This window comes from Pseudomarimonas salicorniae (assembly GCF_023156535.1).
Taxonomy (GTDB): domain Bacteria; phylum Pseudomonadota; class Gammaproteobacteria; order Xanthomonadales; family Xanthomonadaceae; genus Pseudomarimonas; species Pseudomarimonas salicorniae.
The window spans coordinates 42867-65354 of sequence record NZ_JALNMH010000001.1 but is presented as its reverse complement, the minus strand read 5'-3'; the positions used below and the strand labels follow the sequence as shown (position 1 = coordinate 65354).

At 69.7% G+C, this 22488-nt stretch carries 23 protein-coding genes; 15 read left to right on the top strand and 8 right to left on the bottom strand.

Going from position 1 to position 22488, the window contains the following annotated elements; genetic code table 11:
- Positions 1-57 precede the first annotated feature (57 nt).
- Positions 58-1128 carry a GGDEF domain-containing protein gene (locus tag M0G41_RS00275; RefSeq protein WP_248204046.1) on the bottom strand — a complete coding sequence of 357 codons (1071 nt, stop codon included), beginning with the start codon at positions 1126-1128 and terminating at the stop codon, positions 58-60.
- A 148-nt stretch (positions 1129-1276) separates the two neighbouring features.
- On the opposite strand from M0G41_RS00275, the gene M0G41_RS00270 reads away from it, so the two are divergent.
- The 6 genes from M0G41_RS00270 (at position 1277) to M0G41_RS00245 (ending at position 6142) form a co-directional block, all read left to right on the top strand.
- Positions 1277-1759, top strand: a complete 483-nt coding sequence (locus M0G41_RS00270) for a hypothetical protein (protein ID WP_248204044.1) — start codon at positions 1277-1279, stop codon at positions 1757-1759.
- A gap of 66 nt (positions 1760-1825) precedes the next feature.
- Entirely contained in the window at positions 1826-3208 is a 1383-nt protein-coding gene (gene glmU, locus M0G41_RS00265; RefSeq protein WP_248204042.1) for a bifunctional UDP-N-acetylglucosamine diphosphorylase/glucosamine-1-phosphate N-acetyltransferase GlmU, read from the top strand.
- A gap of 90 nt (positions 3209-3298) precedes the next feature.
- On the top strand, positions 3299-4078 hold the full coding sequence (locus M0G41_RS00260) for a cyclic nucleotide-binding domain-containing protein (RefSeq protein WP_248204039.1): 780 nt from the start codon (positions 3299-3301) through the stop codon (positions 4076-4078).
- 2 nt (positions 4079-4080) lie between these two features.
- Complete coding sequence (locus M0G41_RS00255; protein WP_248204038.1) at positions 4081-5121, top strand: FHA domain-containing protein; 1041 nt, start codon at positions 4081-4083, stop codon at positions 5119-5121.
- A 2-nt stretch (positions 5122-5123) separates the two neighbouring features.
- Positions 5124-5765, top strand: coding sequence for an STAS domain-containing protein (locus tag M0G41_RS00250; protein ID WP_248204036.1), 642 nt, complete (start codon positions 5124-5126; stop codon positions 5763-5765).
- Positions 5765-6142 (top strand): MAPEG family protein, encoded by a 378-nt coding sequence (locus M0G41_RS00245; protein ID WP_248204033.1) that lies wholly within the window; start codon positions 5765-5767, stop codon positions 6140-6142. The genes M0G41_RS00250 and M0G41_RS00245 overlap by 1 nt, the downstream gene beginning before the upstream one ends.
- Before the next feature lie 55 nt (positions 6143-6197).
- Here M0G41_RS00245 and M0G41_RS00240 read toward each other — a convergent pair whose 3' ends face one another.
- A complete protein-coding gene (locus M0G41_RS00240) occupies positions 6198-7637 on the bottom strand; it encodes a M23/M56 family metallopeptidase (RefSeq protein WP_248204030.1) in 1440 nt (479 codons plus the stop codon).
- A complete protein-coding gene (locus tag M0G41_RS00235) occupies positions 7634-8017 on the bottom strand; it encodes a BlaI/MecI/CopY family transcriptional regulator (RefSeq protein WP_248204029.1) in 384 nt (127 codons plus the stop codon). The genes M0G41_RS00240 and M0G41_RS00235 overlap by 4 nt, the downstream gene beginning before the upstream one ends.
- 153 nt (positions 8018-8170) lie before the next feature.
- Here M0G41_RS00235 and prpC point away from each other — a divergent pair, with 153 nt between their 5' ends.
- On the top strand, positions 8171-9325 hold the full coding sequence (gene prpC, locus M0G41_RS00230) for a bifunctional 2-methylcitrate synthase/citrate synthase (RefSeq protein ID WP_248204027.1): 1155 nt from the start codon (positions 8171-8173) through the stop codon (positions 9323-9325).
- Positions 9326-9427: 102 nt separating this feature from the next.
- Complete coding sequence (locus M0G41_RS00225) at positions 9428-9877, top strand: potassium channel family protein (RefSeq protein ID WP_248204026.1); 450 nt, start codon at positions 9428-9430, stop codon at positions 9875-9877.
- Positions 9878-9910: 33 nt separating this feature from the next.
- Here the strand turns inward: M0G41_RS00225 and rlmM are convergent, their stop codons facing one another.
- The 4 genes from rlmM to M0G41_RS00205 all read right to left on the bottom strand — a co-directional run bounded on the left by rlmM (position 9911) and on the right by M0G41_RS00205 (position 12984).
- A complete protein-coding gene (rlmM, locus tag M0G41_RS00220) occupies positions 9911-10990 on the bottom strand; it encodes a 23S rRNA (cytidine(2498)-2'-O)-methyltransferase RlmM (RefSeq protein ID WP_248204025.1) in 1080 nt (359 codons plus the stop codon).
- A 189-nt stretch (positions 10991-11179) separates the two neighbouring features.
- Positions 11180-11569, bottom strand: coding sequence for a phasin family protein (locus tag M0G41_RS00215; protein WP_248204023.1), 390 nt, complete (start codon positions 11567-11569; stop codon positions 11180-11182).
- An 89-nt stretch (positions 11570-11658) separates the two neighbouring features.
- Complete coding sequence (gene queD, locus M0G41_RS00210; protein ID WP_248204022.1) at positions 11659-12030, bottom strand: 6-carboxytetrahydropterin synthase QueD; 372 nt, start codon at positions 12028-12030, stop codon at positions 11659-11661.
- 15 nt (positions 12031-12045) lie between these two features.
- Positions 12046-12984, bottom strand: coding sequence for a carbohydrate kinase family protein (locus M0G41_RS00205; RefSeq protein WP_248204021.1), 939 nt, complete (start codon positions 12982-12984; stop codon positions 12046-12048).
- 206 nt (positions 12985-13190) lie between these two features.
- Between M0G41_RS00205 and M0G41_RS00200 the strand changes: the two genes are divergently transcribed.
- From M0G41_RS00200 to M0G41_RS00170, 7 genes are all read left to right on the top strand, one after another.
- Positions 13191-14237 (top strand): rod shape-determining protein, encoded by a 1047-nt coding sequence (locus M0G41_RS00200; RefSeq protein ID WP_248204019.1) that lies wholly within the window; start codon positions 13191-13193, stop codon positions 14235-14237.
- A 21-nt stretch (positions 14238-14258) separates the two neighbouring features.
- Complete coding sequence (gene mreC / locus M0G41_RS00195; protein WP_248204017.1) at positions 14259-15224, top strand: rod shape-determining protein MreC; 966 nt, start codon at positions 14259-14261, stop codon at positions 15222-15224.
- A complete protein-coding gene (gene mreD / locus M0G41_RS00190; protein ID WP_248204015.1) occupies positions 15221-15712 on the top strand; it encodes a rod shape-determining protein MreD in 492 nt (163 codons plus the stop codon). The genes mreC and mreD overlap by 4 nt, the downstream gene beginning before the upstream one ends.
- An 18-nt stretch (positions 15713-15730) precedes the next feature.
- On the top strand, positions 15731-17560 hold the full coding sequence (gene mrdA / locus M0G41_RS00185; protein ID WP_248204013.1) for a penicillin-binding protein 2: 1830 nt from the start codon (positions 15731-15733) through the stop codon (positions 17558-17560).
- Positions 17557-18660 (top strand): rod shape-determining protein RodA, encoded by a 1104-nt coding sequence (gene rodA / locus M0G41_RS00180; protein ID WP_248204011.1) that lies wholly within the window; start codon positions 17557-17559, stop codon positions 18658-18660. The genes mrdA and rodA overlap by 4 nt, the downstream gene beginning before the upstream one ends.
- Before the next feature lie 264 nt (positions 18661-18924).
- Positions 18925-19599, top strand: coding sequence for a hypothetical protein (locus tag M0G41_RS00175; RefSeq protein WP_248203997.1), 675 nt, complete (start codon positions 18925-18927; stop codon positions 19597-19599).
- Entirely contained in the window at positions 19596-20831 is a 1236-nt protein-coding gene (locus M0G41_RS00170; RefSeq protein WP_248203995.1) for a BamA/TamA family outer membrane protein, read from the top strand. Before M0G41_RS00175 ends, M0G41_RS00170 begins: the two co-directional genes overlap by 4 nt.
- A gap of 250 nt (positions 20832-21081) precedes the next feature.
- On the opposite strand, the gene M0G41_RS00165 is transcribed toward M0G41_RS00170, so the two are convergent.
- The gene (locus M0G41_RS00165) at positions 21082-22461 is read right to left on the bottom strand and encodes an L-serine ammonia-lyase (RefSeq protein WP_248203993.1); all 1380 of its coding nucleotides are present in this window, start codon (positions 22459-22461) and stop codon (positions 21082-21084) included.
- Positions 22462-22488: the final 27 nt, after the last annotated feature.

The window sequence follows — 22488 nt, the reverse complement described above, 5'->3', positions numbered from 1 at the left end:
TCGAGCAAGACAGGGCTCACGCGGCGGCGCCTTCGGGCGCCGTTGTCGTATCCGGCCTCAGGCGACAGCTTCTGCCCGCCGCAGTATGCCGCGGCCATCCTGCTTGGCACGATACAAGGCGACATCGGCGCGGCGCAGCAGGTCGTCCAGCGACTCCCCCGACTGCCACTCGGCCGCGCCTACGCTGACGCCCATGCGCAGTGATTCTCCACGGTCCAGAGGCAGGGGCGAGGCGGCCAGCGCCTCGATGCAGCGCTCGCCCACCTGTGCGGCGCTGTCCAGCCGGGTATCCACGAGGATGGCCAGGAACTCCTCGCCGCCCCATCTGCCGACTGCATCGCCCTGGCGGATCGTCGAGGCGAAGCAGGCGGCGGCGTGGCACAACGCCTGGTCACCGATATCGTGTCCGTGCAGGTCGTTGATCGACTTGAAATGATCCAGGTCCATCAGCAGTACCGACAGTGGGCGCTGCTGATTGCGCGCGTCGCGCAGGCGCTGGCCTGCCGCCTCCTCCAGGGAGCGACGGTTCATCAGCCCGGTGAGCACATCGGTCCGCGCTGTTTCGGCATGGCGCTGCTCCAGCAGGAACAGTCTGAGCTGCAGTCGCATCTGCACACGCAGGGCAATTGAGCCGACCCAGGTCGACAGCCCGTACATCAGCAGGAAATTGGCTGCCGGTCGGGTCTCCACGCCGGCGCCGAACATCAGGGCAGCAAGGCCCAGCGCGCCGCTCAACGCGATCAGGATGAACCGCTGCGGCGCCACCGGATAGAACGCCAGGGCCAGCGGGAACAGCAGCACGCTCGGCATGCCGAACTCGAAGCCACGGGGTAGCTGGAGGACGGCCAGGGCAATGCCCCACTGGCCGGCCAGAAAGGCGATGGCGTAGATCACGATCGACCAGCGGGCCGCAATCGAGCGCCGCCGCAGCAGGGCGTAGCAGGTCGCGAAGATGGCCCCGCATGCGAGGCGAACCCACAGGGTAGACTGCGCCACCGATGCATCCAGCCAGCGGTCCCACAGATTGAACAGCACGACGCCGAATGCCACCCAGAGGAGCGGAGCCGGATCTGCACTGGCCAGCATGCGCCCGCGGCGCGAATCGAACTGTGCCGCCAGGGATTTCACCCCGTTCTCCACCACCCGCCTCCCGGCCCGGGAATGCTGCCAGCGTGGCGAGCGCACCGGGATCGGTCAAGCATGGCGCAATCACCTCGTCCTGGGCGTGTTGTCCGGTCTGCTCGCCGCCTGCGCAGGGGGGCCGCCGCCGCGATCGGTGAGCGACGGTACGGTGGCAGTGGAAACCATTCCGGCCGGCTCGGAAGGGCGCCTTGCGCTGCGCCAGGGTCAGACCGCGCGCGGCGGGCTGCCGGATCCCGAGCATGCCCGCCTGCCCGATTATCCCGCGATCTGGCTGGCGCAGCGCCTCGACGAGGTGCGGGTCGAGGCCAGTCTCGAGATCGACGACGAGGGCGCACCCGGCATGGCACGGGTCGAGGTGCCGGATGCCCCGGCCGGCTGCGCTGAGGACTGTCGGACGGCCTTCGCCGAGGCCGCGCGTCGGGCGCTCTCCGGCTGGCGCTTTGCCCCGCTCGAGGTGCTCGACTGGGTCGACGGCCCGGACACCGATGGCGATGGTGAGCCCGACACCGTGGCCCGCGCCGTGGTCGCCGTGCATCCCTATACGCTTCGTTTCCGCTTCCGGTTCACCCAGGTCGATGGCCGGCCGCGTGTCGGGCTCGACAAGTCGCCCGGGTAAGTGCCGGCCTGCCCATCTCCAATCGCGACCACGCGGACCGGGTCGCCCAGCCCAGGAGGGACAACCATGACCACCGACCTGCACGCCATCGTTCTTGCCGCCGGTGAGGGCAAGCGGATGCGCTCCAGCCTGCCCAAGGTGCTGCAGCCGGTGGCCGGACGGCCGATGCTGGCTCACGTGCTGGACCAGGCGCGCGCCGCCGGCGCGGCGAAGCTGCATGTCGTGTACGGCCATGGCGGCGATCAGGTGCGTACGGCCTTTTCCGCTTCGTCCGACCTGTGCTGGGCTGAACAGCGCGAGCGGCTCGGCACCGGGCATGCGGTGCAGCAGGCGATGCCCGGGCTGCCCGACGGCGCCAGGGTCCTGGTGCTCTACGGTGACGTGCCGTTGATTCGCCCGGACACCCTGCTTGCCTTGGTCGACGCGGCGGGCCAGGAGGGCAGCAGCGTCCTGGTCGACACCCTTGACGATCCCACCGGCTATGGTCGGGTGCTGCTCGATGCGCAGGGCCGGGTCGAGGGCATCGTCGAGGAGCGCGACGCCTCGGACGAGCAAAGACGCATCCGGACCATCAACACCGGCGTGCTCTGCGCCCCGGCCGCTTCGCTTCGGCGCTGGCTGGAAGCGCTGCGCTGCGACAACGCGCAGGGCGAGTACTACCTGACCGATGTCTTCGCCATGGCCGCGGCCGAGGGCGCTCCGGCGCTCGCCGTGGCCTGCCGTGAGGCCGGCGAAGCCGAGGGCGCGAACGACCGCTGGCAGCTGGCCCAGCTGGAGCGCCGCTTCCAGCTGCGCCAGGCGCGCGAGCTGTGCCGCCTGGGCGCCCGCCTGGCCGATCCGGCCCGCCTCGACGTCCGCGGCGAGGTCAGCGTCGGCGCCGATGTAGAGATCGATGCCAACGTCATTCTCGAGGGCCGCGTGGTGCTGGGCGACGGCGTGCGCATCGGGCCGTTCTGCCGGCTGCGCGATGTCGAGCTGGGCGCCGGCAGCATCGTCCATGCCCACTGCGATCTGGAGGGTGCTCGCGCTGGCGCCGGCACGCGCATCGGCCCCTACGCACGGCTGCGTCCGGGCACCGAGCTGGCCGACGAGGTCCACGTCGGGAACTTCGTCGAGACCAAGAAAACCCGGCTTGGCCGCGGCAGCAAGGCCAATCACCTGAGTTACATCGGCGACGCCGAGGTCGGCTCGGGCGTCAACATCGGTGCCGGCACCATCACCTGCAACTACGACGGGGTGAACAAGTCGCGCACCGAGATCGGCGACGGGGCCTTTATCGGTTCGAACAGCTCGCTGGTGGCCCCGGTGCGCATCGGCCATGGCGCCACGATCGGTGCCGGCTCGGTGATCAGCCGCGAGGCGCCGGCCGACACGTTGAGCGTGGCACGGGCCCGGCAGACCAGCGTTCCCGGCTGGAAGCGCCCGCAGAAGAAGCCGCGCAATGAATGACGACCGTTCCGCCGCGGCTTGCCTGTATTTCTGCGCGGTGCGCATAATCCCGGTGGTTGCGCCCCCGGGCCCGTTGCGAGCCGTGGAGTCATGAGCGATAACCCGTTTGTCGATTTTCCCGCCGGCACCCCGCTTCTCAGCGAGGGCTCCGCCGCGAGTGCGCTGTTCATCATCGAGTCCGGCAAGGCCGTGGTGGAGCGTGCCGACGCACCCGGCGTGGTCCTTGCCGAGCTGGGGCCCGGCGACTTCTGCGGCGAGATGTCGATCCTGCAGGAGCAGCCGCACACCGCCTCGGTGGTGGCCAAGACCGCGGTGCGCGCCCTGCGCATCGAGGTCGCCGCCTTCCACGCCGTGCTCCGCGAGAACGCGGAAGTCGGTGTTCAGCTGATGCGCCGCCTGGTGCTCAGGCTGAAGGCCTCCGAGGCCCGCCGCGTCCAGCTCGAGGCCATGACCGGGAACGGCAAGGCCGCGCCCGCCAGCCGTCCGGCCGCCGCGCCGGCCGCGCCGCCGCCACCGGTGCAGGGCACCAGCGTGCAGCCGGCGGCCATGCCATTCTCGATCGAACATGCCGAAGGCAGCATTCCGCTGCCCGGTGGCAAGCCGGAGCTGCTGGTCGGGCGCCCCGACCCCGCGACCGGCGCCGTGCCCGAGATCAACCTCGGGCCGCTGGACAGTGCACGTACCCTCAGCCGCCGGCACGCGCGCCTGCTGGTCAAGGGCGGCGGCAGCTTCGCCCTGCGCGAGGAGCCCGGCGTCGGCAACGGTACCTGGGTCAACGGCAGCAAGCTCCAGCCGGAGCAGGAAGTCCCGGTGAAGCCGGGCGACACCCTGCGCTTCGGCGCCATCGAAGTGCGTCTCAAGGGACCCTGACCATGGGCGATACCGCGATGCGGGACGAGCTGGCAGCCATCGACACCAGCGCGCTCGAGAAGCTCACCCGGCTCAAGTCCGAGGTGGAGACCCTCGATCAGCGCCTGGAGGCCATGGAAGAGCGCAAGGATCAGGTCGCCGAGGCGGTCTACAAGCGCGTCCGCGCCGACTACGAGGCGCGCCGCCGCACGCTCGAACAGGAGTCCGCACCGCTCAAGGCGGCGGCCCGCGAGGAGTACGTCAAACTCTTCGCCTTGCTGTCGCGTTCGGAGGCCGACCACGAAGCCGCGCGTCTCGACCGCGAGGAGGCCGACTTCCGCCACGCGCTGGGCGAGTACGATGACGACGAGTACAAGAAGCGCATCGAGGAAATCGACGACCAGCTCAAGGCCAAGAGCGAGGCCCGGGAGCAGGCACTGGAGATGCGCGACCGCTTCGTCGCCGCCTTCAAATCCGAGGACGAGCTGAGGCAGGCGGTGGCCAAGCAGACCGTGGTCACCCCGCCGCCTGCCGCCGAAGCCACCCAGCCTCCGCCCGCGTCTGCCCCTCCCGCGCCGCCGCCTGCCGCAGCCGTCGAGGAGACCGTGCGGATGAAGCCGCTCACCCCCGAGCAGCTCGCAGCCGCTGGCCTCTCCGGAGCCGAGGGCGCGGCCACCCCGCCGACCAACAAGGTGGTCGATCCGGGTGCGACCCAGACGATGCGCACGCTGAAAGGCAATGGCAATGGCAATGCCGCGCCGCGCGCCGATCAGACGGTGGTGATTCGTGGCGCGCGTCTGGTGCCGCAGAATCCAGAGGCGGGCAAGATCACCCATACCGTGGGCCTGAAGCCGGTGATGCTCGGTTCGGGCGACCAGTGCGACATCCGTATCGCCGGCAGCATGCCCCACCATGCCGAGATCCGCGTGTCGATGGCGGGCTACACGGTGAGTGACCTCGGCGGTGGCGTCAGGATCAATGGCGTGGCGATCGAGCAGCATCTGCTACGCCACGACGACGTGCTGGAGATCGGCCCCGCCCGCTTCACCTTCCGGGAGGGCTGAGCATGGCGGTCGATATCCAGCGGGAACGGGTGGGCGGCGTCTCCGTCGCCAGCATCAGCGGCCGCCTGGACAATGAAAGCGCCGCCGACTTTGAGCTGTTCGCCCAGGAGACCGTCGCCGGCGGCGAGCGCCATCTGATCCTTGACCTGTCCCAGCTCGGCTACATCAGCAACGCTGGCGCGCGCGTGCTGGCCACGCTGTCGAAATCGATGGGCACACCGACCACCAGTCTGCGCGTGGCGGGGGTCCAGCCCAATGTGCGTCAGATCCTCGACGCGGCGGGGGTCAGCATCCTGCTCGATCTGCGCGCCAGCCGCGAGGCCGCGCTGGCCGACCATCCGGCCGCGCAGGGCGATTCGCTGGGCAAGCATGTGCTGGCGATCCTGGGTGTCCAGCCCGAACCGGTCGGCGAGACCGACAAGAAGATCGTCAAGCTGACCGAGCTGGCTTTCGACCTGCTTACCGGGCAGCAGCACCACAACCGGGCCGCCAAGGCCATCGCGCAGGGCACCCAGGTCATGCGCCGGATCACCCCGGCTGATGCCGCCGCAGCCGGCAAGGCGCAGCCCGCGCCTGCGCAGCGCGCCGCCGCGCCTGCCAAGAAGCTCCCGTGGTGGAAGCGTCTGTTCGGGATCAAGGGCTGATGGGCGGGATCGTCGCCTGCCTGCTCGTCGCGGGCCTCATGCCCTACCTGTTCACCGCGATCGCGAAGGCCAGCGGCAAGCGCTTCGACAATCGCGATCCACGCGCCTGGCAGGCCGGACTCAGCGGATTCCCGCAGCGCGCGCATGCCGCGCACCTCAACAGTTTCGAGGCCTTCCCGCTGTTCGCGGTCGGGGTGCTGTTCTGCCTGCAGCAGCAGATCCCCGCGGCCACCGTGCTGCCCTGGGCGATCGCCTTCGTCGCCCTGCGCCTGGGCTTCGGGGTCTGCTACCTGCTCGGTTGGGCGACCCTGCGCAGCCTGGTCTGGCTCGCCGCCATCGCCTGTGCGGTGCGGCTTTATTTCCTGCCGCTCCACTAGGCCGCTGACCGGTCCGCAAGACCGGCCAGCGACCCGAAGGTGAAGCGCCTAGCGACTAGCGCGCTCCGACCAGCTGCGGAATGACTTTGGCCGGGTCGACGCGTTCGCCGTCACGGTGGACCTCGAGGTGGACGTGCGGGCCGGTAGCTTGCCCGGTGCTGCCAAGGCCGCCGATCGACTGGCCGGCGCGAACGCTCTCGCCGCGGCGGACGTCGATGGTGTCGAGGTGGGCATACAGCGTGCGCCAGCCGCCACCGTGGTCGACGATCACCACGCTGCCATAGCGCGGCGCTTCGCTGAAGGGCGCTTCGGCGGTCAGCACGACGCCGTCGGCGGCGGCGTGCACGGGGGTGCCGCGCGGGGCGATCAGATCGACGCCGCGATGTGGCTGGGTGCTGAGCTGGGGTCGGGAGACACCGAACTGCGAGCTGATCTTGCCGGGGATGACCGGCCCGCGGAATTCGGGCGAGGCGGCATCGGTCGGGGTCGCCGGGCCGACGCCGGCTGCCTGCGCGGCGGTCAGTGCCGCGGCGGCCGTCAGGGCCAGCGCGGTCAGCGCGGTGATGCGATGCTTGCCGGCTGGGGCCGGGGAGGAAAGAATGTGGCCAATTCTCATCTTGTGGTGTCCTTGATCCTGGGGTGAGAAGGCGGCGGCCGGGCATGGCAGTGCCCGTGTCGCCGACATGCGGAGGGCCTCCAGATAAGCCTCTGCGTAGGCTCTCCGCATGTACTTTCGCCGGCCCAGGGCGCGCGCATCGCAGCGCAGTTCGGTGGCCAGTCGCAGGCGATCCGCGATCAGGCGGACGCCGGGATGGAACCAGTGCGTGGCGACCACCGCCGCCAGCAGCGCGTGCCAGAACGGGTCGCGCAGGCGCAGGTGGGTCGCCTCATGGCGCAGCAGCAGCCAGCACTGGTCGTCATCAAGGCGGCCCAACAGCGGCGTCGGCAGAACGATCCGGCCGCGGCAGGCGAACGGCGAGACCGGCGCCGGGCAGGCCAGCAAGGTGATGCGGCGGCGGACGAGGGCGCGGGCCAGGCGCTGCGAACGCGGGCCGGGCAGGTGGGCGGCCGGCAGGGCGTTGCATTCGGCCAGCAGCCGCCGCAGCCGAAGGTGACCGCTGACGCGGCGCAGCGCAGAGAAGGCAAGTCCGCCCAGCCAGCAGGCCAGCAGCGCCTCGACGAGGCCCCAGTCCGGGGTGGGCGTGGGCAGCGGCGCATCGCCCGGGAGCAGCGGCAGCGCTTCCCCGGTCGCTCCCGCGTCGCCCCATTCCCAGGCCTCGACCGGCGCGGTCCAGCCCCCCGGCAGGAATCGGGCGAGGGCGGTGGGCAGCACCACCATGGCCAGCATCATCCACCAGAAACCGGGCAGCGCCGCGCTCCAGGGCAGTCGGCGCTGCAGCCGGCAGGCGAGCAGGGCAATACCAAGGCCGGCACCCAGGGAAAGGCCGAGCTGCCATAGCAGGGCCACGGCCTCGGCCGGCAGCGGGCCGCTCATGCCTCGTCCTCCGCCGCGCCCTCAGGCTTGCGCAGCAGAGCCTCCAGCTCGCCCATCTCGTCCTCGCTGAGCAGCCGGCTCTCGGCGAAGGCCTGCACCGGCAGCGGGCCATCCAGCTCCAGCACCCGCCGGGCGAAATCCTCGGACAGGGCTGCCAGCGTTGCCAGCTTGCTGACCGCGGCGCGATAGAGGTTCAGGCCGTGGCGCGGGCGCTCGCTGACCAGGCCCTTGTCGCGCATCCGCTCCAGCGTCTTGCGCGTCGAGGAGTAGGACCAGCCCAGCGCCGGCTCGGCAAGGTCGTGCAGCTCGCGGGCGCTGAGCGTGCCCTCGCGCCACAGGCACTTGAGCAGTTCGAGTTCGGCGTTGGAGGGTCGCTGCATGGGGCGCGGTCCGGGTAGCGTGTCGCAAGCATGCGACATCTGTCGCATGCATTGCAAGGCGGAGAGTGGTACTGCCCGACGCAGCGCAGCGGGGCGTCGATGGAGGCGCGGCGGTATCATGGGCAACTTTGTCGAACCCAAGGAATCCGCACGATGAGCGAAGCCGCCTCCGTCCTGCCCAAGCCGAAGAAATCGGTGGCCCTCTCCGGCACCGCCGCCGGCAACACCGCCCTGTGCACCGTCGGCCGCACCGGCAATGACCTGGCCTATCGCGGCTACGACATCAAGGATCTCGCCGAGGGCGCCTGCTTCGAGGAAGTCGCCCACCTGCTGGTCCACGGCAGCCTGCCCACCGCTGACCAGCTGCGCGCCTACAAGACCAAGCTCAAGCGCCTGCGTGGCCTGCCGGCGATCGTGACCGAGGCGCTGGAGCTGATCCCGGCCAATGCCCATCCGATGGACGTGATGCGCACCGGCTGCTCGGTGCTCGGCAACGTCCTGCCGGAGCGCGATGGCTTCCCGATGCACGAGGCCCGCGATATCGCCGACCAGCTGATGGCCAGCTTCGGTTCGATGCTGCTGTACTGGTGGCACTTCACCCGCAACGGCCGACGCATCGACGTCGAGACCGAGGACGATTCGATCGCCGCGCACTTCCTGCACCTGCTGCACGGCGAGCCGCCGAGCGAGCTACACGCCAAGGCCCTGGACCAGTCGTTGATCCTCTATGCCGAGCACGAGTTCAACGCCAGCACCTTCACCGCCCGGGTGATCGCCGGCACCGGCTCGGACATGCACAGCTGCATCACCGGCGCCATCGGCGCCCTGCGCGGCCCCAAGCACGGCGGTGCCAACGAGGTGGCGATGGAGATCATCGCCCGCTACGCCAGCGCCGACGAGGCCGAGGCCGACATCCGCGCGCGCGTCGAGCGCAAGGAGATCATCATCGGCTTCGGCCATCCGGTGTACACCATCGGCGACCCGCGCAATCCGATCATCAAGGAGATTTCGCGCAAGCTGTGCACCGAGGGCGGCAACAAGACCCTGTTCGAGGTCAGCGAGCGCATCGAGACGCTGATGTGGGACATGAAGAAGATGTTCCCCAACCTCGACTGGTACAGCGCATCGAGCTACCACATGATGGGCGTGCCCACCGCCATGTTCACCCCGCTGTTCGTCATCGCCCGCACCTCGGGCTGGACCGCGCACGTGATGGAGCAGCGCGTCGACGGCAAGATCATCCGGCCGAGCGCGAACTACACCGGTCCCGAGGATCGCGCCTTCGTGCCGCTGGACAAGCGCAAGTAGGGGCGGGCATCACCGCGCCGCGCCGGCCCGGTCCGGCCGGCGCGGTTGGCCGTCCACCGCGGAGGCTGGACAAGCCCCCGGCGGCCACGCCATCGTCATGTCATGGAATACGCCAACTGGCTGGTCAACGGCCTCGTCGTCGCCGCCACCGTCGTGCTGGTGCTGGCCTGCGTGGTCGGCCACTACGAGGGCCTCAGCTGGCTGGCCCGCGGCCTGTCCCGCAAGCAGGGCCCGCGGCGGCCGCGAGTGCTCTACGCGGTGCTCGGAGCGATCTCCCTGCACATTGCCGAGATCTGGCTGTTCGGCCTGGGGATCTGGGGCCTGCTGCACCTGCCCGAGGCGGGTTCGATGGTTGGCATCAGCAGCGCCCGGGTCCTCGACTCCGTCTACCTCTCGGCGGTGACCTACACCACGGTCGGCTTCGGTGACGTCGCGCCGCTCGGGCCGATCCGCTTCCTGATCGGCACCGAGGCCCTGGTAGGTTTCGTGCTGCTCACCTGGTCGGCTTCTTTCACCTACCTTGAGATGGAGAAGAACTGGCGCGAGAGGTGAGCGCCGGCCGACCCGATGCCGGTGGCGATGGACTCAGCTCCGCCGCGCGAAGACGGTGATCTCCTCGCGGTCGTGGTAGAGCTGCTTGGCACGCAGTTCCAGCGGGCCGCCTGATTCGTTCTCGAGCAGGTCGAGGCAGCGGCGGGTTTCCTCCCAGCGCTTCTTCATCGGCAGCTTGAGGTTGAAGATCGCCTGCCGGCACCAGCCTTCGCGCAGCCAGGTGGCCATTCTTGCGGCGACGCGGATGGGCTGCTCGACCATGTCGCAGACCATCCAGTCGAGGGGCTTCGGGGGCTGCCAGGTGAAGCCGTCGGCACGCAGGTGGTCGATGAGACCGGTGGCCATCGCGCTCTCCGCCATCGGGCCGTTGTCGACAGCGCTCACTCGCAGGTGCTCGCGGGCAAGGACCCAGCTCCAGCCTCCGGGCGCGGCGCCCAGGTCGGCCGCGCGCATGCCCGGCTGCATCCAGCGCTCGCGCTCGCCGGTGGTCAGCAGCACCATCAGTGCTTCCTCCAGCTTCAGTGCGGAGCGCGAGGGCGCGTCGCGAAGCATGCGCAGCCGGGGCACGCCACCCGGCCAGTCGGGGCAGTGGGCCGGGTCACCCTGGGCCAGCAGCAGGTGGTCGCCGGCGAGCAGACCCACGTGCAGCCGGGCCCGCGTACTGACCGGCTGCGGGCTCAGCAGGCCCTGCTTGCGCAGTGCCGCGCGCAGCGCATTGCCGAAGGCGCGGGCGAGGCCGGCGAGCTGTCGGCCGGAGTCGCTGTCCGGGTGCTCGACGAGGAGATCGCCCCAGCCGCTGCGCGGCGCGATGCGCGACAGCGTCTCAACGACGGGCGTCACCCGGTCGGTGGTATCCAACCCACGCAGCTCGGCGCGCAGGCGCAGCAGCTGGCGGGCAAAGATCATCTGTCGCCAGGTCAGGGCACGGGCGGCCGCGCCATCGTCGTCCTCATGCAGCAGGAACAGGGCATAGCCGTCCCCGCGCTGCGCGCGCGCATACCCGGCCACCCCAGCCGCGGTGGCGCGCTCGCCGAGCTCCGCGGCCATCTCGCCCTCGAAGCCGGGTCGGCACCAGGCAAGCAGGCCAGGGCGATCGGTGCTGGATTGATTCATGGCATGGCCTGGCAGCCTGCGGAAGGCAGGGCGCGTCATTGTGCGGGCCGCGTGGTCGCGGGCCAAGTTGCATGGGTCCGGCGGCAGGTGCCGGATCGCAGGGTGGAACCCGACGCGGAAGTTCGCGCCGCCGCAAACGAAAACGGCCCGCCGAGGCGGGCCGCGTTCGAATCCGGCGCTGGTTTCCGATTACTTGCCGCGGGCGGCCTTGTTCGGGGCGGCCTTGGCCACGGTCTCGCCGGCGGCCTCGACCTGGGTCTTCACCAGCTGGCTGATGGCCTCACCGGTCTTGACGTTGCGGGTCATGGCTTCCTGACCGAGCGAGAACAGCTGCTCGCCGGATTCCTTGACCAGATTGAAGCCCTTCGGCCAGATCGCCTTGACGCCGTCGAAGTCGCGCACTTCGGAGGCTTCGCCGATGAACTCGAAGGTCGCGTTCACGCGGTCTTCCATCGCCTTCATCTGCAGCTTGGCGAGGTCCTCGAGGTTGCCCAGGGCGATCTGCTGCGCCTTCAGGGCCGACTCGGCGAACTGCTTCGAATAGGAAACGAACGGCTGGTTGAACTGCTCGAACATCATGATGCCCTCCACGGCTTTCGGTTTGTCTGGAGGTGCACTCTAGCAGCGCCTATGTTGCACTGCAACATAAATCCGATTTCCGTTCAGTTTCAGTCGGTTGCCGCGTCCTCGCCGCGGTAGCGGCAGCCGGAGGTGCAGGTTTCGTGGACCACCACCTCGGCGAGCAGGGGCAGGGCGGGACGTAGCCGCTCCCAGATCCAGATCGCCAGCTGTTCGCTGGTGGGGTTCTCCAGGCCCTCGATGTCATTGAGGTAGTGGTGATCCAGCTGGTCGTAGAGTGGCTGGAAGGCGCGCTTGATGTCGGCGAAGTCCATCACCCAGCCGGTGGCGGGGTCGATCGGCCCCGCCACCTTCAATTCGACCCGGAAGGAGTGCCCGTGCAGGCGCGCGCACTTGTGCCCGGGCGGCACGTTGGGCAGGCGGTGCGCCGCTTCGAGGGTGAAGGCCTTGAAGATTTCCATGCCGGGTCGCCGGGCTCAGCGCAGCGCGTAGCCGAACTGCTGGCGGAACTGCGAGCTGAACTCGTCGAAGTCGAAGCGCTGGTTCTGTGGGCCGAGGTGCTCGATCTTCAGCGCGCCCATCAGCGAGGCGATGCGCCCGGTGGTGGCCAGGTCCATGTCGCGCATCAGGCCGAAGATCAGCCCGGCGCGGTAGGCGTCGCCGCAGCCGGTCGGGTCGACCACGCGCAGCGCGCTGGCCGCCGGAACCTTGAGCAGTTCCTTGCCCTGGACGTGGATCTCCGAGCCCTGCGGGCCGCGGGTGATGATGTAGGCGCGGACCCGCTCTGCGATGGCCTTCTCGTCCCAGCCGGTACGCTCCTGCAGCAGGTTGGACTCGTAGTCGTTGACGGTGACGTAGGTGGCCTGCTCGATCATCGTGCGCAGTTCCTCGCCCTTGAACAGCGGCATGGCCTGGCCGGGGTCGAAGATGAACGGGGTGCCGGCCTCGGCGAACTCGCGCGAGTTCTGCAGCATGGCCTCGTAGCCGTCCGGGCCGACGATGCCGAACTTCACCCCGGCCACGTCACGGACGTGGTTCTCGTAGGAGCGCATCATCGCGCCGGGGTGGAAGGCGGTGATCTGGTTGTCGTCGAGGTCGGTGGTGATGAAGGCCTGGGCGGTGTACAGGCCCTCGATCTCCTTGACGTGGTCGAGGGGGATGCCGCAGGCCTCGAAGTGCTCGCGGTAGGGGCCGAAATCCTGGCCCACCGTGGCCATCGGGATCGGGTCGCCGCCGAGCAGCTTCAGGTTGTAGGCGATGTTCCCGGCGCAGCCGCCGAATTCGCGGCGCATCCGCGGCACCAGGAAACTGACGTTGAGGATGTGCACCTTGTCCGGGAGGATGTGGTTCTTGAACTGGTCCTGAAACACCATGATGGTGTCGAAGGCCAGCGAGCCGCAGATCAGTGCAGACATCCTTACTCCCGATTCATATTGACGGCCCCGACGCCGGGCCAAGCCCGCTATTCTAACCCCCGCTCCGCGCCGGACGGTCGGGCAGCCGGGCAGGGGCCCGTGCAAACGCCCGTTTGCCGCCGTTTTCCCGCCGCTGTTACCATCTCCGCCCTTTCACGTTTCGCGCACCCCGCTGCGCGGCAACGCCCACCGTTCGAAGATCTCCCATGCTCAAGAGCCTGCGCGGCCTGTTCTCCAACGATCTGTCGATCGATCTGGGAACGGCCAATACCCTGATCTATGTCCGTGGCCAGGGCATCGTCCTCAATGAACCGTCGGTGGTCGCGATCCGCCAGGACCGCGGGCCGGGTTCGCCCAAGTCGGTGGCCGCGGTCGGCGCCGAGGCCAAGCGCATGCTCGGCCGCACGCCCGGCAACATCAGCACGATCCGGCCGATGAAGGATGGCGTCATCGCCGACTTCACCACCACCGAGGAAATGCTCAAGCACTTCATCCGCAAGGTGCACCGGGCGCGCATCCTGCGCCCGAGCCCGCGCGTGCTGATCTGCGTGCCCTGCGGCTCGACCTCGGTCGAGCGCCGCGCGATCAAGGAGTCGGCCGAGGAAGCCGGGGCCCGGGAGGTGTTCCTGATCGAGGAGCCCATGGCCGCCGCGATCGGCGCCGGCATCCCGATCCACGAGGCCCGCGGCTCGATGGTGCTGGACATCGGCGGTGGCACCTCCGAAGTGGCCGTGATCTCGCTCAACGGCATCGTCTACTCGCAGTCGGTGCGCATCGGCGGCGACCGCTTCGACGAGTCGATCATCAACTACGTGCGTCGGAACCACGGCACCCTGATCGGCGAGACCACCGCCGAGCGGATCAAGATCGAAGCCGGCTGCGCCTTCCCGCAGGCCGAGGTGCGCGAGATCGAGGTCTCCGGCCGCAACCTGGCCGAAGGCGTGCCGCGCAACTTCTCGATCAACTCCAACGAAGTGCTCGAAGCGCTGCATGAGCCGCTGTCAGGCATCGTCAGCGCGGTGCGCGCGGCGCTCGAGCAGACCCCGCCCGAGCTCTGCGCCGACGTCTACGAGCGCGGGATCGTGCTCACCGGAGGCGGCGCCCTGCTGCGCGACCTCGACCGGCTGATCTCCGAGGAAACCGGCCTGCACGTGCACGTCGCCGATGATCCGCTGACCTGCGTCGCCCGCGGCGGCGGCAGGGCACTGGAGCTGATCGACATGCACGGAAACGATTTCTTCTCGCCGGAGTAACGCCACCCGGGAGCCCATCGCGTGAGGTATGCCACCGCGCCCTCCGCACCGCTGTTTTCGGACGGTGGCGCGGGCACTCTCCGCCTTCTGGTGTACCTGCTGCTGGCGGTGGTGCTGATGGTCACCGATTTTCGTGGCGGCTACCTTGATCGCACCCGGCAGCTGCTCGGGGTGATGGCCGAACCGCTGTACTGGATCGCCCAGTCGCCGGTGGCGCTGGCCCGCTACGTCTACAGCGCCGCCGCCGATCGCCAGCAGCTGCACGCGGAGCGCGAGACGCTGCGCGAGGAGCTGCTGGTGGCCCGGGCCCAGCTGGCCCGCCTTGAGGCCGTGCAGAACCAGAATCGGCGCCTTCGCGGGCTGCTCGGCGGGACCCGCGGCCTGCAGCTGGAGGCGCGTCTGGTCAGCCTGGCCGACGTCGACCTCGATCCCTTCCGTCACCGTGCCCTCCTCGACGAGGGGCTGCGCGACGGGATCGAGCCCGGCGCTGCACTGATCGACGCCGGCGGAGTCTTCGGCCAGGTGATCGAGTCGGGCCCGCTGCGGGCGACGGTGATGCTGGTCTCCGACCCTGCCCATGCGGTGCCGGTGCAGGTGCGACGCAGTGGCGTGCGGACGATTGCCTACGGCACCGGCGAGTCGGACCGCCTGCGCATCCCGAACATCCCGCAGAGCGCGGACATCCGCGAAGGCGACCTGCTGATCACCTCGGGGCTCGGCGGCCGTTTCCCGGCCGGGCTGCCGGTGGGCACGGTCACCCGGCTGGAGCAGGACCAGACCCGATTGTTCGTGGTCGCCGAGGCGCGTCCGGCGGCCCTGCTGGCGCGCGGCCGCGAGCTGCTGCTGGTTCGCACCCGGCCGGCCAGCGATGCCCTGGACGTCGGTCCCCCGCGCAGCCTGGCCGAGCTGCCGGATCCCGAGCCCGCGCAGCCTGCGGCTGCGGCTGCGGCCGGCGATGCGACGCCCACCTCGGGAGACCGCCGATGAGCCGGCCGCGAAGCGGTCCGCTGCTGTTCCTCGGTGCACTCATCGCTGCCCTGCTGCTGGGGCTTGTGCCGTTTCCCGATCCGCTGGACGGCTTCAAGCCCTACTGGATCGGCCTGCTGGTGATCTACATGGCGCTCGAGGCGCCGGAGCGACTCGGGCTCGGCGTGGCCTTCCTGGTCGGGCTGGCCGCCGACATCGTCTACGGCACCCTGCTCGGCGAACAGGCCCTGCGCCTGTGCATCCTGGCCTTTCTCGTGCTGCGCTTCCGAGCCCGACTGCGCTTCTTCCCGCTCTCGCAGCAGGCGCTGGCGGTGCTGGTCCTGCTGGCCAACGACCGCGTTGTGGTGCTTGCGGTGCGGGTGGCCAGCGGCGAGGGGGTGCCCAGGGCCGACTTCTGGATCTCACCGGTCGTCGGCATGCTGCTCTGGCCCTGGGTATTCCTGCTACTCGACCAGCTGCGCCTGCGCGCCCGCCACCGCGACGTCTGACCGATGCGGCAGCGGCGAATGAAGAACCCACTCGCCGAGACGGCGCTGTTCCAGCGGCGTGCCCTGGTCGGCCTGTTGCTGGTGACGCTGGGGATGATCGTGCTCGGCGGACGCTACTTCACCCTGCAGATCCTCCAGCACGAGGCGCTCAGCGCCCGCGCCGACCAGAACCGGATCAAGCTGCGCCCATTGGTGCCGGCGCGCGGCCGCATCTACGACCGCAATGGCGTGCTGCTGGCCGACAACGTGCCCGCCTACAGGCTGGAGCTGGTGCCCGAGCAGGTCGAGGACCTGGAGGCCACGCTGGCCGGACTCGGCGAGGTGATCCCGCTGAGCGCGGACGAGCTGGAGCGCTTCCACGATGCCCGTCGCGGCCAGCGCCGCTTCCATCCGATTCCGGTCAAGCTGCGCCTGTCCGAGGCCGAGGTCGCCGCCTTTGCGGTCAACCGGCACCGCTTCCCCGGCGTCGACGTGGCGCCCTACCTGACCCGCCGCTACCTGCAGGGGCCGGATTTCGCTCACGTGCTTGGCTACGTCGGGCGCATCGACCGCCAGGACGCCGCCGAGCTGGATCCCGACCGCTATGCCGGGGCCACCCATATCGGAAAGGCCGGCATCGAGCGCTTCTACGAATCACGCCTGCATGGCGAGGTCGGCTTCGAGCAGGTCGAGGTGAACGCCGAGGGGCGGGTGCTTCGCGTGCTGCGCGCAGAGCCGGCGGAAAGCGGCGAGACCCTCTATCTCAGCATCGACGCCGCGCTGCAGGCGGCCACGGTGGCCGCATTCGAAGGGCAGCACGGCGCCGCCGTGGCCATCGATCCACGCACCGGCGAGGTGCTGGCCCTGGTCAGCCTGCCGAGCTATGACCCCAACCTGTTCGTCAATGGCATCAGCCGCGGCGACTACGCTGCCCTGCAGGTGCCCTCGCGGCCGCTGTACAACCGAGCGCTGCTCGGCGGCTACGAGCCCGGATCGACCCTGAAACCCTTCGTCGGCCTCGCCGCGATGGAACTCGGTGTAATGCGTCCGGAGCAGACCGTGCTTTCGGTCGGCGCCTACAAGCTGCCCGGCCTGCAGCGCGAGTACCGCGACTGGCGCCGCGGCGGGCACGGCCGGGTCGATCTTCGCGAGGCACTGGCGCAGTCGGTGAACACCTACTTCTTTCAGGCCGCGGTGGAGCTGGGTATCGACCGGATGAGCGGCTACCTGTCGCGCTTCGGCTTCGGCAGCCCGAGCGGCATCGACCTGATCGGCGAGGCCTCGGGCATCCTGCCCACCCGCGGCTGGAAGCAGGCCGCACGCAACGAACCCTGGTACCTCGGTGAGACGGTGATCGCAGGGATCGGGCAGGGCTTCTGGGTGACCACGCCGCTGCAGCTGGTCCGCGCCACCGCGGCCCTGGCCGATGACGGGCGCCTGCGCACGCCGCGCCTGCTCCGCGAGACCCAGCGCGTCTATTCCGGCGAGCGCATCGTCGAAGCGCGCCCCGATCCAGTCGATCTGCAGCTCCATGCAGAGCATCTCGAAGCGGTGCGCGATGGCCTGGTCGCGGTGATGCACTCGCCGACCGGCACTGCACGCGAGGCAGCCAGGGATGCCGGCTATCTGATCGCCGGCAAGACCGGCACCGCACAGCGGGTCAGCCGGCGAACCGACGAGGCCATCGACCTCGACAGCCTGCCGTTTCACCTGCGCCATCGCGCCCTGTTCATCGGCTACGCACCGGCGCAGGCACCGACCATCGCGCTTGCCGTCGTCGTCGAGAGCGGCGGGTCGGGCTCACGCGCCGCGGCGCCGGTGGCGCGGCGCATCTTCGATGCCTGGCTGGCGCGCGGAGGCGGGCAGTGAACGGGGGGCGATGGTGGGCGCTGCTGCGCCACTACGCGACGCCGCGCGTCGACCTGCCGCTGGCGGTCGCCCTGATCCTGCTGATGGGCATCGCGCTCGCCAACCTGCATTCCGCCGCAGCGGGAAACCTAAACCTGGTGCTCAGTCAGGCCGCCCGATTCGCGGTCGGCCTGGCCGGCATGTGGGTGGTCTCGCGCATCCCGCCGCGGACGCTGCGCCAATGGACGCCCTGGCTGTTCGCCGGCGCCCTGCTGCTGCTCGCCCTCGTTCCGCTCTTCGGCACCGGGCGCAGCGGCCGCCACTGGCTCAATCTCGGCGTGGTCTACGTGCAGCCCTCGGAATTCCTGAAGCTGCTGGTGCCCATGGTGGTGGCAGCCCTGCTGCACCATCGGGCGCTGCCGCCGCGCTGGATCGAGATCGGCGGCAGCGCCCTGCTGATCGGCATGCCGACCGGGCTGATCCTGCTCCAGCCCGACCTTGGCACCGCCCTGCTGGTCGCGGTCAGTGGCGCCTTCGTGCTGTTCCTGGCCGGCATCGCCTGGTGGAAGATCGTCCTCGCCAGCGTCCTCGCCGCGGCCAGCGCACCCCTTGGCTGGCTGTTCCTGCGCGACTACCAGCGCGACCGGCTGCGCACCTTCCTCGACCCCGAAGGCGACCCGCTGGGCGCGGGCTGGAACATCATCCAGTCAAAGATCGCGGTCGGTTCCGGCGGCCTCGACGGCAAGGGCTGGGGGCAGGGCACCCAGTCACGACTGGAGTTCCTGCCCGAGCACACCACCGACTTCATCCTAGCCGTATTTGCCGAGGAGTTCGGCTGGATCGGCATCGTCCTGCTGCTGGCCCTGTGCCTGTTCATTGTCGGCCGCTGCCTGTGGATCGCCGCCATGGCCCGCGACACCTGGTCCCGGCTGGTGGCCGGCACCATTGGCCTCGCCTTCTCGGTCTACGTGCTGGTCAACGGCGGCATGGTCGCCGGCCTGCTGCCGGTGGTCGGCGTCCCCATGCCCCTGCTCAGCTTCGGCGGCACCTCGGCGGTGACCCTCCTGCTCGGCTTCGGGGTAGTGATGTCGATCCACGCGCATCGGAAATTCATGGGGTAGGGCTCAGGGCCTAGGGCTCAGGGCCTAGGGCCTAGGGCCTAGGGCCTAGGGCCTAGGGCCTAGGGCCTAGGGCCGGCTTTGCTCCTCCCCTTGCGGCGCTTTGCGCCGTAGGGGAGGTTGGGAGGGGGTCGCCTCGACCGAGCGCTCCGTCAGGGCGCCCCGAAAGCTGAACCAAACCACGGCCGGATATCGGCAGCGGGCTTGGCTTCGCCCCGCAGAGTGCGCAAGCATCATGGCCAGATCCCACTGCCGCGGAGCGCCGTCTTGCCCTCCAGTACGGGAACCGCCGCCCAGCTTCCGCTCTGGCCCTTGCCGGCGCTGTGCGCACTGCTGCCGGTGATCGCCGTGCACCTGGCCTGGTGGCTCTCGGCCCGGGACGGTCACGTGCCGGCGGGCGTGCCCTATCTCGACGGCGGGTTCTCGATCAGCCGGGCTGCGCGTCATGGCTGGGGGAACGACCTGTTCAAGATGCTGATGTTGCCCTGCGCGGCGCTGCAGGCGCTGAGCTGGTTGCTGCTGCAGCGCTGGCTGCGTGGCCTCGGCGCGAGCGGGGTTGGCGCGGTGGCCGGGCTGGGCCTTATCGCCGCCGCCTTCCTCGGTCTCTACGCGGTGTACCTGGGCAGCGAGGGCGAGATCTACCGGACCCTGCGCCGCTACGGTGTCACCGTCTACTTCGCCTGCACCTACCTCGCCCTGCTGGTCTCGCTCCGCGCCCTGCCCCCGGAGGCGTTCGGGCTGCGCCGGCACTGGCTCTGGGTGGCCCTGTCCATGCTCGCCCTGGGGCTCGGCTCGGTGGCGACGGGCGCCCTCATCGAGGCGCCGGCAGTCAAGGATCGCTGGGAGAACCTGCTCGAATGGCAGCTCGGCCTGTGGCTGACCGCGATGTTCGTCGTCTGGGCCTGGGCCTGGCGTGACCTGCGCATGGGGTTCCTGCCATGAGCCGTCTGCTGCTGGGACTTGCCCTTTTGTGCTGCGCCGCGCCGGCGCTGGCCTGGCCCACCGTGGTCGAGATCCGCTTCGAGGGCAATGAGGTCACCCGCGAGGAGGTGATACGCCGCGAGTTGGCTCTGGGCGTAGGCGATCCCGCCGATCCGAACCTGCTCGAGGCCAGCCGGCAGGCGATCCAGGATCTCGGCCTGTTCCGGGAGGTCGAGCTGATCGAGGAGCAGTCCGGCCGCGGTGTGGCCCTGATCGTCCGGGTGCGCGAGAAGTTCTACATCCTGCCCATTCCCCGTCTGGACACCAGTTCCGACCGCGACCTGAGCTACGGCCTGCAGCTGCGCTGGAGCAATATCGGCGGCCGGAACCATTCGATGAACCTGTATGTGGAGCGCGGCGACTTCCCGGAGGACCGCCTGCGGGAAAGCGAGCGCAGCGCCCGGATCAGCTACTCGGCGCCCTACGTGTTCGGCACCCGCTACCGCCTGGACACCGGCGTCGAGCGGATCGAGCGCCGCCGACCACCCGAGGATGGCGGCTTCGACGAGACCCTCGACCGCGCCCAGCTGCTGGTGCTGCGCGATCTGCGCACCGGCGTGCCGCGACACGGCTGGACGGTCGGCGGCGGCCTGTTTCACCAGCGCCAGCAGGCCGATGGCCCAGGCGCCCCGCCCGACGATGGCCGGGCCCTGGCCCTGGTCGGTGAGGCCGACTACAGCGATCTGCGCTTCCACCTGTACAGCGAAACCGGCCAGCGCTTCCGCGCCCGGGCCGAGTGGGCCGGGCCCGGCTCGGACTACGACTACCAGCAGCTGCAGCTGCGCTACGCACGCTACCTGCCGCTCGGCGAGCTGGAACACCAGACCCTGCACCTGCTCGGCGAGGGCGGTCTGCGTCGCGGCGGCCCCGACAGCCGCAGCGCCTTCTTCCTCGGCGGCTCCAGTACCCTGCGCGGCTACGACTCCGACACCTTTGCCGGCGAGGATTACTGGCTGGTCGGCGTGGAGTACCTGCGGCCACTGCGCTGGCGCTGGCTGCGCCTACTGGCCGTGGCCGAGCTCGGTGGCGCGGGGGCCAGCCTGGAGCCCGACTCTCCACGCGGCCCGCACGCCAGTGTCGGCCTCGGCCTGCGCATCAGGCTGACCTGGCTGGTCAATACCGAGATCGAGATCGGCTACGCCTGGCCCCTGCGCGGGGGAGGGGGCGGTCGCTTCTTTGCCGGCAGCAACTAGGCAAAGGATCCGCGCACCCCGATCGGACCGGGCGGAGCAACGGGCGTGACTTGCCCTGCGCGCCAGCCGACCGGACAAGGTGGCCGGTCACGAGGGCCTGCTCAGGGCGCAAAGAAGACCTTCCACAACACCCGAATGTAGGAGCCAGCTCGCTGGCGATCGTTCCGTCCGGGGCGCCTATCGCCAGCAAGCTGGCTCCTACAGCGGGGCCGGGGCGAATGCGAACTTCGCGCCCGAACCTGCCGGCCGACTAACACTCGATGACGTTGACCGCCAGGCCGCCGCGGGAGGTTTCCTTGTACTTGTCCTGCATGTCGCGGCCGGTGTCGCGCATGGTCTTGATCACCTTGTCGAGGCTGACCTTGTGCTTGCCGTCGCCGCGCAGGGCCATGCGCGAGGCGTTGATGGCCTTGACCGCGCCCATCGCGTTGCGCTCGATGCAGGGGATCTGGACCAGGCCTCCGATCGGATCGCAGGTCAGGCCGAGGTTGTGCTCCATGCCGATCTCGGCCGCGTTCTCGATCTGGCTGGGGCTGCCGCCCAGCGCGGCGGTGAGGCCGGCCGCGGCCATCGAGCAGGCCACGCCGACCTCGCCCTGGCAGCCGACCTCGGCGCCGGAGATGCTGGCATTCTCCTTGTAGAGGATGCCGATGGCCCCCGCGGTCAGCAGGAAGTCGAACACGCCCTTCCGACTGCTCGCACAGAAGCGGTCGTAGTAGTGCAGGACCGCTGGGATGATCCCGGCCGCGCCATTGGTCGGTGCGGTGACCACCCGGCCGCCGGCGGCGTTCTCCTCGTTGACTGCAAGGGCGTAGAGATTCACCCAGTCAAGCACGGTCAGAGGATCCTTCATCCCCGCTTCGGGGCGGGAGGACAGCTCCTTGGACAGCGCCGGCGCACGACGTGTCACGTGCAGGCCGCCGGGCAGGGTGCCCTCGCTGCGGATGCCGCGCGTCACGCAGCTCTGCATCGCGTCCCACAGCTGCGAGAGTCCGGCGTCGATGGCCTCGTCGCTGCGCCAGACACGTTCGTTGGCGCGCATCAGCTCGGCAATGCTCTGCCGGCGCTGCTGGCAGTGGCGCAGCAGCTCGTCGCAGCTGGCGAAGGAATAGGGCTGCTCGGTGGTGTCGGCGACGATGCGGTCCTCGGCGGCCTCATCCTCGTTGACCACGAAGCCGCCGCCGACCGAGTAGTAGTCGCGGGTGGCGATCAGCTCGTCCTGGGCGTCGAAGGCGGCAAAGCGCATGCCATTGGTGTGGAAGGGCAGCTTCTGCCGCTTGTTGAAGACCAGGTCGCGCTTCTCGTCGAAGGCGATGCTGCGCTTGCCAAGCAGCTGCAGCTTCTTTTCCTTGCGGATCCGCGCCAGGGTCGGCTCGATGCGATCCGGGTCGACCTTGTCCGGCCATTCGCCTTCCAGGCCCAGCAGCACGGCCTTGTCGGTGCCGTGGCCGCGGCCGGTCAGGGCCAGTGAACCGTACAGCTCGCAGCGCACGCGGACGCAGTCATCCAGCCGCCCGGGCTGCTCCAGCCAGCGCGAGACGAAGCGCACGCCGGCGCGCATCGGCCCCACGGTGTGCGAGGACGACGGCCCGATGCCGATCTTGAACAGGTCGAAGATGCTGACTGCCATGTCTTGGGTTTCCTGCGACGTCCCTCC

Excerpts from the sequence above, each read along its gene's own strand:
- glmU (WP_248204042.1), top strand. The coding sequence starts at position 1,826 with ATGACCACCGACCTGCACGCCATCGTTCTTGCCGCCGGTGAGGGCAAG.
- M0G41_RS00260 (WP_248204039.1), top strand. The coding sequence starts at position 3,299 with ATGAGCGATAACCCGTTTGTCGATTTTCCCGCCGGCACCCCGCTTCTC.
- M0G41_RS00255 (WP_248204038.1), top strand. The coding sequence starts at position 4,081 with ATGGGCGATACCGCGATGCGGGACGAGCTGGCAGCCATCGACACCAGC.
- M0G41_RS00250 (WP_248204036.1), top strand. The coding sequence starts at position 5,124 with ATGGCGGTCGATATCCAGCGGGAACGGGTGGGCGGCGTCTCCGTCGCC.
- M0G41_RS00245 (WP_248204033.1), top strand. The coding sequence starts at position 5,765 with ATGGGCGGGATCGTCGCCTGCCTGCTCGTCGCGGGCCTCATGCCCTAC.
- M0G41_RS00240 (WP_248204030.1), bottom strand. The coding sequence starts at position 7,637 with ATGAGCGGCCCGCTGCCGGCCGAGGCCGTGGCCCTGCTATGGCAGCTC.
- M0G41_RS00235 (WP_248204029.1), bottom strand. The coding sequence starts at position 8,017 with ATGCAGCGACCCTCCAACGCCGAACTCGAACTGCTCAAGTGCCTGTGG.
- prpC (WP_248204027.1), top strand. The coding sequence starts at position 8,171 with ATGAGCGAAGCCGCCTCCGTCCTGCCCAAGCCGAAGAAATCGGTGGCC.
- M0G41_RS00225 (WP_248204026.1), top strand. The coding sequence starts at position 9,428 with ATGGAATACGCCAACTGGCTGGTCAACGGCCTCGTCGTCGCCGCCACC.
- rlmM (WP_248204025.1), bottom strand. The coding sequence starts at position 10,990 with ATGAATCAATCCAGCACCGATCGCCCTGGCCTGCTTGCCTGGTGCCGA.
- M0G41_RS00215 (WP_248204023.1), bottom strand. The coding sequence starts at position 11,569 with ATGATGTTCGAGCAGTTCAACCAGCCGTTCGTTTCCTATTCGAAGCAG.
- queD (WP_248204022.1), bottom strand. The coding sequence starts at position 12,030 with ATGGAAATCTTCAAGGCCTTCACCCTCGAAGCGGCGCACCGCCTGCCC.
- M0G41_RS00205 (WP_248204021.1), bottom strand. The coding sequence starts at position 12,984 with ATGTCTGCACTGATCTGCGGCTCGCTGGCCTTCGACACCATCATGGTG.
- M0G41_RS00200 (WP_248204019.1), top strand. The coding sequence starts at position 13,191 with ATGCTCAAGAGCCTGCGCGGCCTGTTCTCCAACGATCTGTCGATCGAT.
- mreD (WP_248204015.1), top strand. The coding sequence starts at position 15,221 with ATGAGCCGGCCGCGAAGCGGTCCGCTGCTGTTCCTCGGTGCACTCATC.
- mrdA (WP_248204013.1), top strand. The coding sequence starts at position 15,731 with ATGAAGAACCCACTCGCCGAGACGGCGCTGTTCCAGCGGCGTGCCCTG.
- M0G41_RS00170 (WP_248203995.1), top strand. The coding sequence starts at position 19,596 with ATGAGCCGTCTGCTGCTGGGACTTGCCCTTTTGTGCTGCGCCGCGCCG.
- M0G41_RS00165 (WP_248203993.1), bottom strand. The coding sequence starts at position 22,461 with ATGGCAGTCAGCATCTTCGACCTGTTCAAGATCGGCATCGGGCCGTCG.